Below are 16,731 nucleotides of genomic sequence, written 5' to 3'. Positions count from 1 at the left end.
AAAGAGTTATAATCGGTATAACGATTATAAAATATATGATTGAGGAATGGGGATTCTTCAATCGTATGACAAAAAATTCAGGGGATAAGGATGGGGTTTTCATGAGCAGTACGCAAACGAGAACAGACGTCATTTTGATTGGGGCAGGGATTATGAGCGCAACGCTCGGTTCACTCTTTAAAGAGCTCGTACCGGAGTGGAACATCAAAGTGTTCGAAAAGCTCGATGCAGCAGGGGAAGAAAGTTCAAACGAATGGAATAACGCAGGTACGGGACATGCCGCACTTTGCGAATTAAACTATACAACAGAGAACGCAGACGGGACGATTGACATCTCCAAAGCGGTCAACGTCAACGAGCAGTTCCAAATCTCGCGCCAGTTTTGGGCGCACCTCGTCAAGCAAGGACTGATTGAAAATCCAGGAGCCTTTATTCGTTCAATCCCACATATGAGCATGGTCCAAGGGGAGAAGAACGTCGATTTCTTGAAACGCCGTTTGGAAGCGCTCACAACGAATCCGTTGTTTGAAGGGATGGTCTTATCGGACGATCCGAGTCAATTACAGGAATGGATCCCGCTCATCATGGACGGACGGACATCGGATGAACCGATTGCCGCGACGAAAATCGACTCAGGAACAGACGTGAATTTTGGCGCATTGACACGTATGTTGTTTGACCATCTCACATCGAACGGGGTCGAGCTCAACTACGGTCATAGCGTCGAGGACGTGAAGCGCCTCGAGAACGGTCATTGGGAAGTGAAAGTGAAAGACATGTCTCGGAATACGATTGAGACGCATACGGCACCGTTTCTCTTTATCGGAGGCGGTGGTGGCAGTTTGCCGCTCTTACAAAAGACAGGGATTCCGGAATCGAAACAAATCGGTGGATTCCCGGTCAGCGGCCTCTTCCTCGTTTGCAAAAATCGTGAGGTCATCGAGCAACATCATGCGAAGGTCTACGGAAAGGCGAAAGTCGGGGCACCACCGATGTCGGTCCCGCATCTCGACACTCGTTTTATCGATGGACGCAAAGAGTTGCTGTTTGGACCGTTCGCCGGCTTCACACCGAAATTCTTAAAAACAGGATCGAACTTGGATTTGATTCGTTCGGTCAAGCCGAACAACGTCATCACGATGCTTGCCGCAGGGGCGAAAGAGATGCCCCTTACGAAATACTTGATCGAGCAGGTACTCTTATCTCACGACAAACGGATGGATGAACTCCGTGAATTCATCCCGAATGCCAAGAATGAAGATTGGGAGATCGTCGTGGCAGGGCAACGTGTTCAGGTCATCAAAGATACACCGCAAGGAAAAGGAACGCTTCAATTCGGAACGGAAGTCGTCAGTGCCGAAGATGGGTCGGTCGCGGCGCTTCTCGGTGCTTCTCCAGGCGCATCGACGGCCGTGCACGTCATGTTGAAAGTGCTCGAGCAGTGCTTCCCGCAACACTTACCGGAGTGGGAAGCGAAAATCAAAGAAATGGTACCGTCGTATGGATTGAAGCTGTCGGAACACCCGGATTTATTCAAGACGATTCACGAATCGACGGCGGTCACGCTCGGTTTAGAGGAAAAGGACATGGTCCACAATTAATTGATTCAAGACGAGCATACAATCGTATGCTCGTCTTTTGTATAGAAAAAAGCGACCTCCTATCGGGCCGCTCATACCATTTTGAGAAACGTCTTTGCCTGCTGTTCGAGTGTAGCGGCTGAATCTGCTAATTTTTCGAACTCTCGGACCGTATGCTCGAGTTGTCCCGAGCTATCTTTGACTTTATGAGAAATTCGTCCGATGCTCATCGACACGTCATCGATGCGTTTCACAATGCCTTCAATGTTGTTGTTCACTTCTGTAATGGAGAGTGAGACTTTGTTTGAAAGATTGCGCACCTCTGTCGCGACGACATTGAAGCCGCGTCCATGTTCACCTGCGCGTGCCGCCTCGATTGCGGCATTGAGTGCGAGAAGGTTGGTTTGGGCAGCGATTTCACGAATCGTTCGGACAATATCCGTGATCGTTTTCGCCTCTTGTTGGAGAGCATGTAAATGCTCTAGGTTTTGAGTCGACTCTTGTTCAATCAGTTTGACGTTTTCGAGTACGTGTTCTCCGTCTTGTTTCCCGATTTGGGACTGGGCAGATAAGTATTCAGACGTCTCTTGAAGATTATTCGCCATGTGGAGTACGTCTTGTTGCCGTGACGTGATATCGGCTGCAATCTTTGAGACGCCGATGACGTTCTGGTGGGCATCATCGAAGATCGGCATGTAGGTCGCCTCTAGCCAGACACTATGACCATCTGCGGCACGTCGTTCAATCTTGTCGTGATAACTCAACCCTTGCATGAGCTTACGCCAAAACAGGTCGTATTGGGGACTGTTCGCGAACTCGGGCAAGCAAAGATCACGATGGGGGCGTCCCATCAGTTCCTTGACTTCGTACCCCATCGTTTTGGCAAAAATCTCATTGACGTAGGCGACACGGCGATTTTCATCAAAGCGAATGATGGCCAGATTGTTTTCGATTGCCCGAACGACGTGCGTGTCGGTGACATGGGTCGTACTAGAGTGCAGTTGCATCCTAACATCCTCCCTATATCATAAGGTATATTTGTTTTAGGATACCCGAGAAATGTAAAAAAAAGTATATTATTTTAATAGAACAAAAAAAGACCACTTCCACTGGAAGAGGTCAAGGTGTGAGTGTCGTCATGCTTTCATGTAAGTACTCGCCAATCGTGCGCTCGATGTCGCTCTCTGAACGCTCGAGGGCAAGGGAGAGCTCTTTCACCAAAATCGTTTTGGCGTTCTCTAAAATCTTACGATCTTGCTCGTATAGTTTTTTGTTCGCTTGAAGTGCCTCGATTTGTCTACGGCTCAATGTATTCACTACTTGGGCAATCTCATGCCGGTTTCCTGAATGCACGACATTCAAGAATTCACGATTGCGGTTGTTGGAATGCGGATTCCATTCCACACCAGGTGAGCGGAACGACTCTAAAATCTCTGATGCCTCATCTGCTTCGAGTAACGTCAACATCATCACGTTGTCATTGTCGACGGGAATGCTGATCTGCAACTTTTGTGAGTTGTTGATGGGGTGAAGCGTATAGTACGATTTCGTCTCTCCTGCGACCGTTTTGTCCGAAATGTCGTCGATGCGACATACGCCATGGGTCGAGTAGATGATTAAGTCTCCAGTTTTAAACAAGTCGATCACCTCTTCCTTATCTATAAGCATAGTCATTCAGAAGATGAAATGTCAACTCGGTTGACGTTTTTGTCCATGTATGCATATGAAAAACCGTGTCGCCTTCAAGCTGACACGGTCATAGTTTCCAATCCACGCGCAGAATGGTTTTCAGTTGTTCAAACGCCTCTTGGCCGATGCTTTCTTGGATCCGTTGCTCAAGTTGTGCTTTGAGCGTCTCGTTTTGCTCATAACAAGTGTGACCGAGCGAGGTCAACTCGATACATTTGTCTTTTCGATTTTGCGGATGGTCTGTCACAAGAACGAGCGCTTTACTCTCTAGGTTCTTGATCAGTTTATGAGTCGCTTGTCGAGAAATATGGACACTGTGCGTGACTTCGGCAATTGTTGTTTTCGACTGATAAAGTGTCGCGAGAATATACCATTCCGAGTTCGAGAGTTGGATATCACTTTGTTCATTCCAAGATTGTTCACTCATGCGTCGAACTTGATCATTTCGCTCTGACAATAAATCAAGTAGACTGGTTGACGTTAATGGAGTCAAATCAAGTCACTCCTCTTTCATTTCCGGCTTTTAGACGTTCCTAACTATACAAAAGCAACTATACCCCGTCAACGTCAATCTAGAACAAAACGAGGCACGAGGCCCCGTTCCGATTAGCAGTCTTTATTTTTGAAGTCGATGACCATGCGTCCTTGGATTTTCCCTTGCTCCATCTCTTCGAACACGTCTTGCACCTCGTGAAGACAGCGTTTATGAACAACAGGCACGACGAGCCCTTCTGCCCCGAACTGGAAGGCTTCTTCTAAGTCTTTACGTGTCCCGACGAGTGAGCCGACGACTTCGATTCCATCGAGGACGAGACGAGGGATGTTCAAGTCCATCGTTTCAGAAGGAAGACCGACGGCGACCACTTTCCCACATGCTCGGACTGCATTGACTGCAGAATTAAAGGCGACTTTTGAGACGGCTGTGACGACAGCGGCATGAGCCCCACCGAACTTCTCTTGTACGATGTCAGCTGCATCTCCTTCAGTCGATGGGTTAATCGTCAAATCAGCTCCACTCTCTTTGGCGAGTTCGAGCTTATCATCGTTCAAATCTACGGCGATGACGTGTGCGTTGAAGACGTGTTTCGCATATTGGATGGCCAGGTTGCCGAGTCCACCGCAACCGTAGATGACGACCGTCTCCCCAGGTTTCACGTCGGCAACTTTGATGGCTTTATACGTCGTGACGCCGGCACATGTGATGCTCGAAGCTTGCGCAGGGTCCAATCCGTCAGGTACTTTGACGGCATAGTCGGCTACGACGATACTTTGTTCAGCCATCCCGCCGTCCACGCTATATCCGGCATTTTGAACGTTTCGACAGAAAGTCTCTCGACCTGTCGTACAATATTCGCAACGACCACATGCATGATACATCCAAGCGATACTGACGCGATCGCCAACTTTCAAACTCGTGACATCGTCGGCGATTTCAGATACGATCCCAATCCCTTCATGACCGAGCACGCGTCCTTGGACATCTCCGAAATCACCAGCTGCGACGTGAAGATCCGTGTGACATACGCCACAGTACTCGACATCGACGAGTGCTTCGCCTGCTTGTAATGGACGTAGTTCCTTTTCGACGACTTCGATGTTGGCCTTGCTTGCTGAATTGACGACGACTGCTTTCATGTGTGAACACACTCCTTGTGAGAATTTAGCAAACCTGATGAAAAATCCCTTCTCAATCACATCGTCAGGATAGCACAAAAAATGGAATGAAAGCGCTCTATTTTTGAATAGCATTTGTCTGAAAGATGAACTTTTCTCACACAAAGATTTAGGGGAATAGAGATAGAGAAAGTAGACGAAAGGAGTGTTATTTATATGACACGAACAGCGTTATTTCAAACATATAAATCAAAGATTTTGCAGCTATCAAATTTAGAAGAAGAGACGTTGAAAAATGAAGACTTTTTGTTAGACCGTGATGAAAAGAAACAACTTGAGATCTATTACGCACCGTTCGAATACATCAATCCGGATGCGAAAGTCGTCATCGCGGGAATCACGCCAGGCTTGTATCAAATGCGTCAGTCGTTCGAGGCAATCCGTGACTTGAAGGATGCAACAGACGAAGAGGCGCTTCGAGCCGTCAAACAACGTGGCAGTTTTTCCGGTCCGATTCGAAAGAACTTAGTGACGATGCTGGACGATTTGGAGTTACATCATCATTTGGGAATCGAGTCATCCCTCGATTTGTTTGGATCAGCGAACCATCTCGTTCAAAACACGGCGGTCCTCCCTTATCCCGTCTTCTATAAAGGCAAGAACTATAACGGATCGAGCCCGGATATGATTCGAACAGAGCTGTTTCGACCATACGTAGAAGGAATCTTCGCAGAAGAGATGGCCCATCTTCAAGATGCACTCATCCTACCGATGGGCGTGAACGTGAGGCGAGCCGTGGAGTTATTGGTTGAGCGAGGGCTCTTGGATCAAGATCGCGTAGTGAGTGGGTTTCCACATCCGTCTGGTGGGAACGGTCATCGCCATCGCATCTTCGCCGAAAATCGAGACGCCATGAAGCGACACATAGCCGAACATTTTAAACGACATCGACTCTGAACCGCAGTGCGGTTCTTTTCATGTGAGCACATGAACTGACATCAACTCTTTACTTCGCTAAAATGATAAACGGTTGACTCACTCACGAGATGTAGAAAGGATGTCTGCCATGATCACATTGTCGTCCGTCCATAAGCGTTATGGACAAGAGATGGCCGTTCGCGATGTATCGCTTCACATTCGAAAAGGGGAGATTTACGGCATTATCGGCGCGAGCGGTGCCGGGAAGTCGACGCTCCTTCGATTGATGAATTTGTTGGAGAAACCGGATGCCGGGAGCGTCACGGTCGATGGCGACCAGTTGACCGAACTCTCTAATCGGGAACTACGCAAGAAGCGACATCGGATCGGTATGATTTTTCAACAATTTAATCTAGTCGCGAATAAGAACGTGTTTGATAACGTCCTCGATTCACTGAAACTTGCCAAGCGGCCGAAAGCATCATGGGAAGCACGCGTGATGGAATGTCTCCGGTTCGTTGGACTCGAAGCGTATCGCGATAAATATCCTTCCCAGTTGAGTGGGGGACAAAAGCAACGTGTCGCCATCGCTCGGGCACTCGCAAGTGAACCGAGTGTACTCCTATGCGATGAGCCGACCTCTTCACTCGACCCGAATACGACGGCGGAAGTGCTGCGTGTCCTTCAGTCGGTCAATGAAAAACTCGGCGTCACCGTCGTTCTCGTCACGCATGAGATGGATGTCATCCGTCAAATCTGTCATCGCGTCACCGTCATGGCAGACGGATCCGTTCATGAGACGATTGAGAGGGAGCCAACAGGGGTGGTCGCCATCGATCAGAATCCAAGTTGGTTCGTCGAACAGTTGCGAGAGGAAGGTGAAGCGAATGCCTGACATCTTGGTGCGCTATCAATCAGAGATTTGGCAATCCATCGCCGAGACGTTCATTATGGTCGGGGTATCGATTCTCGCCGCGATTCTAGTCGGATTGCCGTTAGGCACGTGGCTTTATCTTTCGCGTAAAGGACAATTGTTAGAGAACCAAATCGTCTTCTCCGTCCTCAACCTGGTCGTGAACATCGTCCGGTCTTTCCCCTTCTTGTTACTCGTCGTGTTTTTGATTCCATTTACACGGCTCATTATCGGAACCGCCATCGGAACGGCAGCAGCGACGGTGCCGCTCTCCATCATTGCCATTGCGCATTATGCGCGACTCGTCGAACAGTCACTGATTGATGTCCCACGCGGGGTGATTGAAGCGGCACTCTCGATGGGAGCGTCTGTGAAAGACATCATCTTTAAGTTTCTTTATGTGGAAGCCCGGTCCGGTCTCGTCCTCGGATTGACCACATCCATCATCAGTTTTATCTCATACTCGACGATTATGGGAGTCGTCGGGGGTGGTGGCATCGGTGACTTTGCCATCCGTTATGGATATCAACAATTTCAGACAGAACTCATGCTCTATATGATTCTCATCATGCTCGTCTTCGTACAGTTGATTCAATTCACGGGCACGACCGTGGCGCGAATCATCGACAAACGTTAAACAGAAAGTAGGAAATGAATATGAAAAAATTGATGGCACTTCTAGCCTCACTCACACTCGTCCTCGCAGCATGTGGGAACGATACAGAAACACAAACGAAACAAGCAAATGAACCACAGACATTGAAAGTCGCATCACTCATCCCACCGATGACAGATATGCTTGAAATCGCGAAAGAACAGCTCGCAGAAGACGACATCGAACTCGAAATCGTTGTTCTCGGAGACAACGTCCAACCGAACTCGGCACTTGCAGCGAAAGAAGTCGATGCGAACTTCTTCCAACACGTTCCGTATATGGAAGAGTTCAACCGCAGCAACGATGCGAATCTCGTTCCCATCGAACCGATTTATTTCGCAAACTACGGTGTATACGCAAAAAACTATGACAACATGGAAGACCTTCCGGAAGGCGCAACGATTGCGATCGCCAACGACGTATCGAACATCGACCGTTCGCTCTCCCTTCTCGCACAACATGATGTGATCGAACTCGGAGAGAAGGAAGGCACGTATTATACACAAGCTGATATCACATCTAACCCGAAAAACTTCAAGTTTGAAGAAGTCGACTTATTGATGCTCGCGCGCGCGTACGATGATGTCGATGCGGTCTTGATGACACCGGCTTACGCTGCACCGCTCGGTTTGACACCGAAGAGTGACGCACTCTTAACAGAAGGCGTCGAGAATGATTTCGCCATCACGCTTGTCGCACGTGAAGACAACCAGGATGACGAAGCGATCCAAAAACTCGGCGAAGCGCTCACAAGTGACGAAGTCCGTGCGTTCTTGCAAGAAAACTATGATGAAACGGCCATTCCGGCGTTTTAAACAAAAAGATTGAGCCATCTAGGCTCAATCTTTTTTAGTACTCTTCGTATTCTCGCGGGTCTTGGTCATCGATGCGACCATCCTGCTTCGTCAACGCATTGAGCGTCTCCATCTCTTCATCCGTCAATTCGAAGTTGAAGACGTCGAGATTCTCTTTTTGGTGCAACTCGCTAGACGAGCGGGCGAGCGGGATGACACCAAGCTGCACGTGCCAACGCAAGATGACTTGAGACACGCTCTTTCCTTTTTGTTTGGCGAGCTCGGTGATCTTTTCGTCATGGATGACCGTGCGGGCGCGACTGAGCGGGCTCCACGCTTCTGTGATGATGCCGCGTTCTTTATCGGCTTTCCGCTGTTCGACTTGAGAGAAGTACGGGTGTAACTCGATTTGGTTAATGACCGGTGTTTCTCCCGTTTCTTCAATCAAGCGGTCAAGGTGCTCCGGCATGAAGTTCGATACCCCAATAGAGCGGATCCATCCGTTTTTCTTCGCTTGAATCAAGGCACGCCATGCCTCAACGTACTTGTCTTGTTTCGGGTTTGGCCAATGCAAGAGGAACAAATCCCAATAGTCGAGGTTCGCTCGATATAGGGACTCTCGAATCATCTCGAGCGCCTGATCGTAGTCATAATATTGCGCGCGCAGTTTCGATGTTAAGAAAAGTTGTTCACGCGGGATGCCGGATTGGCGAACCGCTTCACCGACCGCGCCTTCATTATCGTAGCGAATCGCCGAATCGATGAGTCGATATCCGTTCCGGATGGCGCACGTGATGGCGTCGACCCCTGCTTCACCTTTTAAATAAACCGTCCCGAGTCCGATGGCCGGAATCTCATAACCGTCATGTAGCTTGATTGTTGGAATACCCATCAAATGCCTCCCCATTCAAAATCCGTTCTCTTCTCCGCTATTCCACTTTCCTTGGAAATGAAACGTTTGAATGTGAGGTCAACGTCGAAACGCTTTGATCAAACCTTCTGCTAAATCGAGAATACACACGATGATGATGGTGAGTAAGACACTCCAGACGCCCCAACGACTGATTGTTTCAAGGTCGGCGTTGATTTGCTCACCAATCAACGAGACGGCATTAGAAGAAATTAAATCAGGTTGCAGTAGAATGAGCGCCGTGACGACAATCCATACGATATTGAAGAGCGCGTTCCACAAGGCGAGCGGCTTTGTCCAATGTCGAACCAGCCATTTGTAAATGGCGATGGCGATCCCAAAGGCGGCCAGGGCGATGACAAACGGGAAGAATTGATCCAAGACCGACGCATTGAGTAGCGGATAGGATTCACTATCTGTGACGACACGAATCAACTGCTCGGCGTTGACGTACAATACGACCATCAGAACGGTGGCGATAAAGTCAAACAAAATCGAACCAAAAGAAATCGAGGTCGAACGTGGTTTTACTTTCTTGAGTTGTTCAGGTTTCCAACTCGAGAAAGGAACTTCGCCCTCAGGTACAGCACGTTCAATGATGAAGAACGTGAGGGTGATCCAGAATAGCGTCTGAACGACGACATTGAAGATGGCCGCCCCAGTTTGAAGGAATGCTTGAATCAAGAATTGACTCCAAGATGTGTCGTCGATGGGATTGGTCAAATAACCGATGATCGAGAGAATGGTGACAACCGTGACGGCAATCGGTAAGACGATTTTGATGATGTTCACGTACTGTGTGAAGAGGGCAGGACCGATGAGATAGAGTGGTCGGTTCGCATAGCGAGCAGCGAGGATATGAGGGTCGCCGAGTTGGCGCAATGCTTCAAATAAAGCCGCTTCAGATGGGTCATTTCCAGTCATGTCATCAATGGTCGATTCCAATTCGAGTGCGACGTCTTGCCGCATCGACTCTGGGATTCGAGAGGTGACTTCATCGATATACACATCACGAAGATTCATGATCGTTTCCTCCTTCAATTAGACGGGTCAATGTTTTCGACATGTTCATCCACTCCACGTACAACTCATTCAAAATGTCCACTCCATCCGAACTGAGCACGTAGTACTTGCGTGGTCGACTCTCCGTTGTGTCCCAGGAACTCGTGACGAGTCCTTGTTTTTCAAGTCGACGCAAGAGCGGGTAGAGCGTACTTTGGTCAATGTTGATGTCGGCATCAAGTAGCGCTTGAACGAGAGAATAGCCGTATTGAGGTGTCTTCAACTGGCTGAGCACCGCAATCGTCAACGTGCCGCGCCGCAACTCCGTCACCAACGAGGCTTTTACATCGGACATTTTTTCGCCTCCTTCATTCGTTTATCTTTATACTGTATATCATACACTATAAGTTATCATACATCAATATGAATAAAAAAGTTGAGTCATTTCCTGATTTTGGGATAATGAAGAGGAGGTGATGTTGATGAAGTGGTGGTGGATGATTGGCGGTGTGGTGATCGCCAGTTTATTGACGATCAATGCGCAGTGGTATGGGAATGCGGCGACGTTTGGGGTACCGATTGGCTGGATCATCATGCTACTAGTCTTGACACAGTTTCGAAAGCCGACATCGACTCCGTGGGCGGTGTCGGTCGGAGTGATGAGTGTTGGGGTGGCGATTTTGCTCTCGATTCCGAGCTACTCGTTAGCTGAGGCAGAAGAGACGTTGAACAAAATGTACAATGACGTGACATACATGGAGAGCGTTCCGACGACCGGAGGAGAATGGAATCCATTCTCTCCTCGAGTGGGCTATCGATTTGAGACGGGGAGCGGAGACTCGATTTTATTCATCCCGGACTCGGGGAAGACGTTTGAACTGTAAAAAAGACTCGCTCTCATGATAGAGGGCGAGTCTTTGTGTTAGTTGCGAATCATGTAGTCGAAGGCGCCGAGTGCGGCTGTCGCACCAGAACCCATCGAGATGATGATTTGTTTGTAGGCGCTGTTCGTGCAGTCTCCCGCTGCGAAAACACCTGGGACGTTCGTTGCGCCATGACGGTCGACGACGATTTCCCCGAAGTTGTTGCGTTCGACCGAGTCGAGCCAGTCCGTGTTCGGGACGAGGCCGATTTGGACGAAGACGCCTTCAAGTTCGACATGATGTGACTCGTTCGTCTCACGAGACACATACGAGATGCCGTTCACTTTGTCCGTACCCGTGATTTCTGTCGTCTGAGCGTTCGTGATGACAGTCACGTTCGGGAGGCTGTGGAGACGGTCTTGTAGCACTTGGTCGGCCTTGAGTTCAGGAGCGAACTCGAGCACCGTTACGTGCTTGACGATCCCTGCGAGGTCGATAGCTGCTTCAATCCCGGAGTTACCGCCACCGATGACCGCGACACGTTTCCCTTCAAAGAGAGGACCGTCACAGTGCGGGCAGTAAGCGACCCCTTTGTTTTTGAACTCCGCCTCACCTGGGACGTTGACATTACGCCAGCGTGCACCAGTCGAGAGGATGACGCTCTTACTCTTCAAGACAGCACCGTTCTCGAGTTCGATCTCGATGAGGTCCTTTTTCTCAAGACGCTTCGCGCGTTGGAGGTTCATGACGTCGATGCCGTACTCTTTGACGTGCTCTTCAAGGCTTGCGACAAGCTTTGGACCTTCTGTATAAGCAGTACCGATGAAGTTCTCAATCCCCATCGTGTCCATCACTTGGCCGCCGAAGCGCTCTGCGATGATTCCGGTACGGATTCCTTTACGAGCCGCGTATACGGCTGCGCTCGCACCCGCTGGACCGCCACCGACGACGAGGACGTCATACGGGTCTTTGTCCGAAAACGCAGAAGCGTCAGGACCTGTACCGAGTTTCGCCAAGATCTCTTCGAGTGACATCCGACCGTTACCGAACGATTCGCCGTTCAAGAAGACCGTCGGGACAGCCATGATCTCTTTTGCTTCCACTTCATCCTTGAACGCGGCTCCATCGATCATCGTGTGCGTGATGTTCGGGTTGAGGACGCTCATGACGTTTAGCGCTTGCACGACGTCAGGACAGTTGTGGCAGCTGAGGCTGATGTATGACTCGAAGTGGTATGTGCCTTCGATATTTTGAATTTGTTTGATTGTGTCCGCATCAACTTTCGGTGCGCGCCCGCTCACTTGGAGGAGGGCGAGGACGAGTGATGTGAACTCATGTCCGAGTGGAATCCCCGCGAAGACGATTCCTGTCTCTTCGGATGGACGATTCACGCTGAAGCTCGGTGTACGCTCGAGCGTCGCGCGTTCGACCGAGATGCGTGATGACATGCTGGCGAGTTCGTTGACGAGCTCGAGCATCTCGTTTGAGACTTTGTCTTCCCCAGCGCTCACACGGAGGACGACATCGCCCTCCATGAGCTGGAGATATTGGTCGAGCTGTTGTTTAATCGCTGCTTCTAACATGCAATCGCTCCTTACAATTTACCGACGAGGTCAAGGCTTGGGCGGAGTGTTTCAGAACCCTCTTCCCATTTCGCTGGGCAGACTTCGCCTGGATTGTTGCGTACGTATTGTGCTGCTTTGACTTTGTTGACGAGCGTGCTCGCGTCACGGCCGATGCCGCCAGCGTTGATCTCGACAGTTTGGATGACACCATCTGGGTCGATGATGAACGTACCACGGTCTGCGAGGCCGTCTTCTTCGTTCAAGACATCGAAGTTGCGTGAGATGACGTGTGATGGGTCACCGATCATGATGTACTCGATTTTTCCGATTTTCTCAGATGTTTCGTGCCAAGCTTTATGTGTGAAGTGTGTGTCTGTTGAGACAGAGTATACTTCTACACCGAGGTTTTTAAGTGTAGCGTACTCGTTTTGAAGGTCTTCAAGTTCAGTTGGGCAGACGAATGTGAAGTCAGCTGGGTAGAAGCAGACAACGCTCCATTTGCCTTTGAGGTCGTTCTCTGTAACTTCGAGGAATTCACCTGTTTGGAATGCTTGTGCTTTGAATGGTAGTACTTCTTTGCCGATTAATGACATGGGTTATGTCCTCCTTGTTTTTTACTCTAGCGTTTCTATCTCGACTAGAATAATTATAATGTAATACTAACTTCATATAACGAGCTGGAATTGTCAAGGCGTTTGCATGCTTTGAAAATATAAGGTGTATCAAAAGATTGTCTGTATTTGGCTTAATAAAAGCAAAGAAAACGATTACATAACGATCGGTATTTTTCTCGCTATTTTCTTATTTTGAAAAATAAAAATCATGAGTATAGTTGATAATATTTTGGGAAGGGTTATACATTTTCTCGTCGGAAATTGGAGGATTATCAATTACATCAATAAAACAACCTTAATCACAAGTAGCGATTAAGGTTGAATTTTGTACGTGCATGCTAATTTTAAACTACTCCATCCGTGAGATTCTCCTGCAGAAAATTTTAAGCGCATGATTAATTGTTCTTTGTCCTCATTCCAAAAAATCGCATTGTTGATCTTCGTTGGATGATTTGCAATAAACTTAAGATCTTCTCCATAGGAAATAATCTTAGATAATTTTGCATAATTACTTTCATAAAAAGTATGAAGTGTAGGTATATCTCCTACGATTGTTGATACACCGAGCTTTAAAGAAGCTTTTGAGGCTTTGGACAGAGAATCAGCAAGATATTGATTTGCGGATTCTAGCACCTCTTCTCGAGTTAACTTTCCTTCCAAATAGAGATCTTTTAGTTCTTTTGCTACTTGAGTCGTTTCACCGACTCTAAAGTAGTTTGCTCCCAAAATAGTTCCGAATCCAGGATTCTTTACTACGGGTATCGAATTTGATTTAGCATTTGCTTTTAACGAGTAACAGAGTTCTTTTAATTTCACTTCTGAAGAATTAGGATTCCTTGGAGTTAAAGTGATTTTTATATCTGAATTGTCTTTAATATCTAGTCTGTAAGCATCATCGGTGAGCGATACTGAAGAGATTTTATACTCTGAATACTCTTCTTTAATACTAGGTAGTAAAATTGATTCGACAGCATCTTTTGATGCGTATTTTAATTTTTCTAATGTATCCTTTTTTAAATTTTCACCATATATCTGTAAGTTATTTAAATGACGAGGTTCCTTTGAATTTTCGTCAGAAATAATTGCCTTTTGATTAGTGAGCAGATAGTGATAAATGAGAGCTTCATTCACTTTACCAATACTATTTGGATCATTCGATCTAACTTCATTGGTCTCATGAATAAGTTGGGTCCAAATATCTTCAAACTTACGAATTAGTTCTTGGTTAACGTTAGTTGTAGACTCATTGTTAAACAAAGCGGTAGTTAGTTTGATAGGACTATGGGGCTGACTTTCGAATTTAAATCTGATATACAATGTGATAATTCCATCTGTAAAACCAATAGATGCATTGCCTTTACGGAACAAAATTATGTTTGCGTCAGGATCAAATTGATATTTCTTTTCGAGAACAGGGAACTCTGGTGCCTTTTCAATCGACACTAACATGGACTCCCCTTGAAATAGTAATAGATTTAATCCAGAAATCACCTGTTGTTGATTATTACTATTTAGAAGTTCTTGAAACATTTCTAACGTACTTTCTCTTAATGAATACAGAATGTTTTTTCGAGCTATTCTAGCTTTTTCATTTGATGAAAACGTAATGTTTTGTATACGTACTTCATTACGATAATCTTTTAGAGATTTATATTGGTTAGTTGACCTTAAAAAACTTTTGAAAAAGGCTTCATATAGTCTGTTTAACGTTGAGTTAAATTTATCTTGTAAAAGAGGATCATTAAAATATTTGGATAAGAAGCTTTTGCCACCTAAATTCCGAGGTTGGATATCTCCAGTTTTTGAGTTAAAGAGGTGATATGGTACTTGGTGTTTATGTAGTGTTAATGTTAGGTCAGGATGTTGATCAGGGTTTGGGGTATCAAACTTACTTTGTAATGAAGTAATTGAAGAATGCTTTTTATAGAGATACATTGCAGTTGCAGCTGAAGAAGAGTGTAAATCAATGCGTTCCCCTTTAATCAATTTTGATAAGTAGTACTTCACTTCTAATACATGTTGATTGCCTCTTTGCTTTTGCATCATTATGAATTTCTCCTATTTAACATTTTCTCTAAACTGTATTGTTTATTATATCGTTTTGGTCCTCATTTTTTGGAAAAACTTAACTCTGGCCATTTTGAATAGAGTCAGTTATGATTAATGAATAAGAGAAAATTATGTAATGGCGAAGAAGATGAGGTGAGAGGACATGAAAATTGACGAACGAGGTAGAGCTAAATTTAGACCCACAAATGACTACTCATCCGAAGATGTGAAGCAAGTATTAATGGAAAAAATTAAAGAAGAGTCTGGTCGAATTATTCAATCTTCTAAAGATGAAGAAATTTTGAATAGTATTAAGCGAGAAAAGCATAAATTTCACGTAGTCAGTCTGTTTTCTGGTTGTGGTGGTTTAGATTTAGGGTTTGATTTAGCTGGATTAGTATCGAGTCAAGAAACTCCAAGCATTCTAGAAGAAGTATATAAGTCGAAAAGTAACTTTGACAGATTAGGAAAGCAAAATATATTTCAAACGATTTATTCAAACGACTTATTTAAAGAGTCAGCAAGGTCTTATAAGTTAAACTTTGATAATGAACACACAGTTCAGGATCCACGAGATATACGAAAAATTAAATACTTTCCGTATGCTGATGTAATTTTAGGTGGTTTTCCTTGTCCTGGATTTTCAGCAGCTGGTCCGAGACTAATCGACGATGAAAGAAACTTCTTATATATTCATTTTATTCGTGCAATCATTCAAGCGAAACCAAAAGTGTTTGTAGCTGAGAATGTGAAAGGTCTTTTAACATTAGGAAAAGGTGAAGTTGCTAGACAGATCATAGAAGATTTTGCTTCTGCAGGCTATAAAATACAGTATAAATTGGTGAATGCAAGAGATTATGGCGTACCACAAATAAGAGAACGTGTATTTATAGTTGGCGTTCGAGATGACGTTAAATTTTCATACAAATTTCCGGAGCCTACTCATGGAGAGGACAGAAAACCGTATGTAACGCTTGAAGATGCTATTGGTGATTTACCAGAATGGCCGGAAGACGTTTATGAAGGCGACTTTTCATCGATCTATTTATCGCGTAATCGTAAAAAGGATTGGAACGATCAAGCTTTTACAGTTCAAGCATCAGGTAGACAAGCACAGTTGTGGCCCGGTGGGGAAAGAATGAAAAAGTTAGGCAAAGATGAGTGGGAATTGATAGGAACTCAGAATCGTCGGTTGAGTGTCAGAGAATCGGCGAGAGTTCAAACTTTTCCAGACTGGTGGGTATTTGATGATGGAAGTAGCACATCTGTTAGCTCAAAGAATAATAGGGTAGATAAGCAATATAAACAAATCGGAAATGCAGTTCCAGTTCTATTAGCACGAGCTGTTTTACAACCAATTGCAGATTGGGCTAAGCAAGAAATTGCTCACCAAATTGAAGTAGATAAGCAACAAGCACAGTTGTCATTGGATATTTAAAAGAGGAGGGCTATTCAGCTCTCCTCTTTTAAATAAAAATGAATGTAAAATACGATAAACTTTATTTATTATGTTAATAATCTTAATGTAATATGAATTTTTATGGGTATATTAAACAAAATTTGTG

Annotated in this window: 17 protein-coding genes; 7 read left to right on the top strand and 10 right to left on the bottom strand. The window is 45.9% G+C overall.

Annotation, left to right across the window (positions count from 1 at the left end; translation table 11 throughout):
- The first annotated feature begins 101 nt into the window (after positions 1-101).
- Positions 102-1,601 (top strand): malate:quinone oxidoreductase, encoded by a 1,500-nt coding sequence (locus ACFO4U_RS12120; protein ID WP_159563229.1) that lies wholly within the window; start codon positions 102-104, stop codon positions 1,599-1,601.
- A 71-nt stretch (positions 1,602-1,672) separates the two neighbouring features.
- On the opposite strand, the gene ACFO4U_RS12115 is transcribed toward ACFO4U_RS12120, so the two are convergent.
- From ACFO4U_RS12115 to adhP, 4 genes are all read right to left on the bottom strand, one after another.
- On the bottom strand, positions 1,673-2,587 hold the full coding sequence (locus ACFO4U_RS12115; protein WP_159563230.1) for a methyl-accepting chemotaxis protein: 915 nt from the start codon (positions 2,585-2,587) through the stop codon (positions 1,673-1,675).
- A gap of 112 nt (positions 2,588-2,699) precedes the next feature.
- Positions 2,700-3,227, bottom strand: a complete 528-nt coding sequence (locus ACFO4U_RS12110; protein ID WP_260563810.1) for a CarD family transcriptional regulator — start codon at positions 3,225-3,227, stop codon at positions 2,700-2,702.
- Positions 3,228-3,336: 109 nt separating this feature from the next.
- On the bottom strand, positions 3,337-3,762 hold the full coding sequence (locus ACFO4U_RS12105; RefSeq protein WP_215244209.1) for a MarR family winged helix-turn-helix transcriptional regulator: 426 nt from the start codon (positions 3,760-3,762) through the stop codon (positions 3,337-3,339).
- Positions 3,763-3,875: 113 nt separating this feature from the next.
- Positions 3,876-4,904, bottom strand: coding sequence for an alcohol dehydrogenase AdhP (adhP, locus tag ACFO4U_RS12100; protein WP_215244210.1), 1,029 nt, complete (start codon positions 4,902-4,904; stop codon positions 3,876-3,878).
- 195 nt (positions 4,905-5,099) lie between these two features.
- On the opposite strand from adhP, the gene ACFO4U_RS12095 reads away from it, so the two are divergent.
- From ACFO4U_RS12095 to ACFO4U_RS12080, 4 genes are all read left to right on the top strand, one after another.
- On the top strand, positions 5,100-5,840 hold the full coding sequence (locus tag ACFO4U_RS12095) for a hypothetical protein (RefSeq protein WP_215244211.1): 741 nt from the start codon (positions 5,100-5,102) through the stop codon (positions 5,838-5,840).
- A 109-nt stretch (positions 5,841-5,949) separates the two neighbouring features.
- Complete coding sequence (locus tag ACFO4U_RS12090; protein ID WP_159563234.1) at positions 5,950-6,696, top strand: methionine ABC transporter ATP-binding protein; 747 nt, start codon at positions 5,950-5,952, stop codon at positions 6,694-6,696.
- A complete protein-coding gene (locus ACFO4U_RS12085; protein WP_031424175.1) occupies positions 6,689-7,351 on the top strand; it encodes a methionine ABC transporter permease in 663 nt (220 codons plus the stop codon). Before ACFO4U_RS12090 ends, ACFO4U_RS12085 begins: the two co-directional genes overlap by 8 nt.
- Before the next feature lie 20 nt (positions 7,352-7,371).
- Positions 7,372-8,184 carry a MetQ/NlpA family ABC transporter substrate-binding protein gene (locus tag ACFO4U_RS12080; RefSeq protein WP_215244212.1) on the top strand — a complete coding sequence of 271 codons (813 nt, stop codon included), beginning with the start codon at positions 7,372-7,374 and terminating at the stop codon, positions 8,182-8,184.
- Positions 8,185-8,218: 34 nt separating this feature from the next.
- On the opposite strand, the gene ACFO4U_RS12075 is transcribed toward ACFO4U_RS12080, so the two are convergent.
- The 3 genes from ACFO4U_RS12075 to ACFO4U_RS12065 all read right to left on the bottom strand — a co-directional run bounded on the left by ACFO4U_RS12075 (position 8,219) and on the right by ACFO4U_RS12065 (position 10,430).
- Entirely contained in the window at positions 8,219-9,055 is an 837-nt protein-coding gene (locus ACFO4U_RS12075; RefSeq protein WP_214684966.1) for an aldo/keto reductase, read from the bottom strand.
- Positions 9,056-9,133: 78 nt separating this feature from the next.
- Positions 9,134-10,096, bottom strand: coding sequence for an HAAS signaling domain-containing protein (locus ACFO4U_RS12070; RefSeq protein WP_215244213.1), 963 nt, complete (start codon positions 10,094-10,096; stop codon positions 9,134-9,136).
- On the bottom strand, positions 10,083-10,430 hold the full coding sequence (locus ACFO4U_RS12065) for a PadR family transcriptional regulator (protein WP_031424181.1): 348 nt from the start codon (positions 10,428-10,430) through the stop codon (positions 10,083-10,085). The genes ACFO4U_RS12070 and ACFO4U_RS12065 overlap by 14 nt, the downstream gene beginning before the upstream one ends.
- Before the next feature lie 127 nt (positions 10,431-10,557).
- Here ACFO4U_RS12065 and ACFO4U_RS12060 point away from each other — a divergent pair, with 127 nt between their 5' ends.
- Positions 10,558-10,959 carry a hypothetical protein gene (locus tag ACFO4U_RS12060; protein ID WP_215244214.1) on the top strand — a complete coding sequence of 134 codons (402 nt, stop codon included), beginning with the start codon at positions 10,558-10,560 and terminating at the stop codon, positions 10,957-10,959.
- Between the two features lie 38 nt (positions 10,960-10,997).
- Here the strand turns inward: ACFO4U_RS12060 and ahpF are convergent, their stop codons facing one another.
- The 3 genes from ahpF to ACFO4U_RS12045 form a co-directional block, all read right to left on the bottom strand.
- Positions 10,998-12,521, bottom strand: a complete 1,524-nt coding sequence (ahpF, locus tag ACFO4U_RS12055) for an alkyl hydroperoxide reductase subunit F (RefSeq protein ID WP_215244215.1) — start codon at positions 12,519-12,521, stop codon at positions 10,998-11,000.
- A gap of 11 nt (positions 12,522-12,532) precedes the next feature.
- Positions 12,533-13,096 carry an alkyl hydroperoxide reductase subunit C gene (ahpC, locus tag ACFO4U_RS12050; protein WP_015880295.1) on the bottom strand — a complete coding sequence of 188 codons (564 nt, stop codon included), beginning with the start codon at positions 13,094-13,096 and terminating at the stop codon, positions 12,533-12,535.
- A gap of 333 nt (positions 13,097-13,429) precedes the next feature.
- The gene (locus ACFO4U_RS12045) at positions 13,430-15,163 is read right to left on the bottom strand and encodes a hypothetical protein (RefSeq protein WP_215244216.1); all 1,734 of its coding nucleotides are present in this window, start codon (positions 15,161-15,163) and stop codon (positions 13,430-13,432) included.
- Positions 15,164-15,329: 166 nt separating this feature from the next.
- Here ACFO4U_RS12045 and ACFO4U_RS12040 point away from each other — a divergent pair, with 166 nt between their 5' ends.
- Positions 15,330-16,604, top strand: coding sequence for a DNA cytosine methyltransferase (locus tag ACFO4U_RS12040; protein ID WP_215244217.1), 1,275 nt, complete (start codon positions 15,330-15,332; stop codon positions 16,602-16,604).
- The last annotated feature ends 127 nt before the right edge of the window (positions 16,605-16,731 follow it).

This window comes from Exiguobacterium profundum (assembly GCF_042652865.1).
Taxonomy (GTDB): Bacteria; Bacillota; Bacilli; order Exiguobacteriales; family Exiguobacteriaceae; genus Exiguobacterium; species Exiguobacterium profundum.
This window is presented reverse-complemented; position numbering and strand designations above follow the sequence as displayed.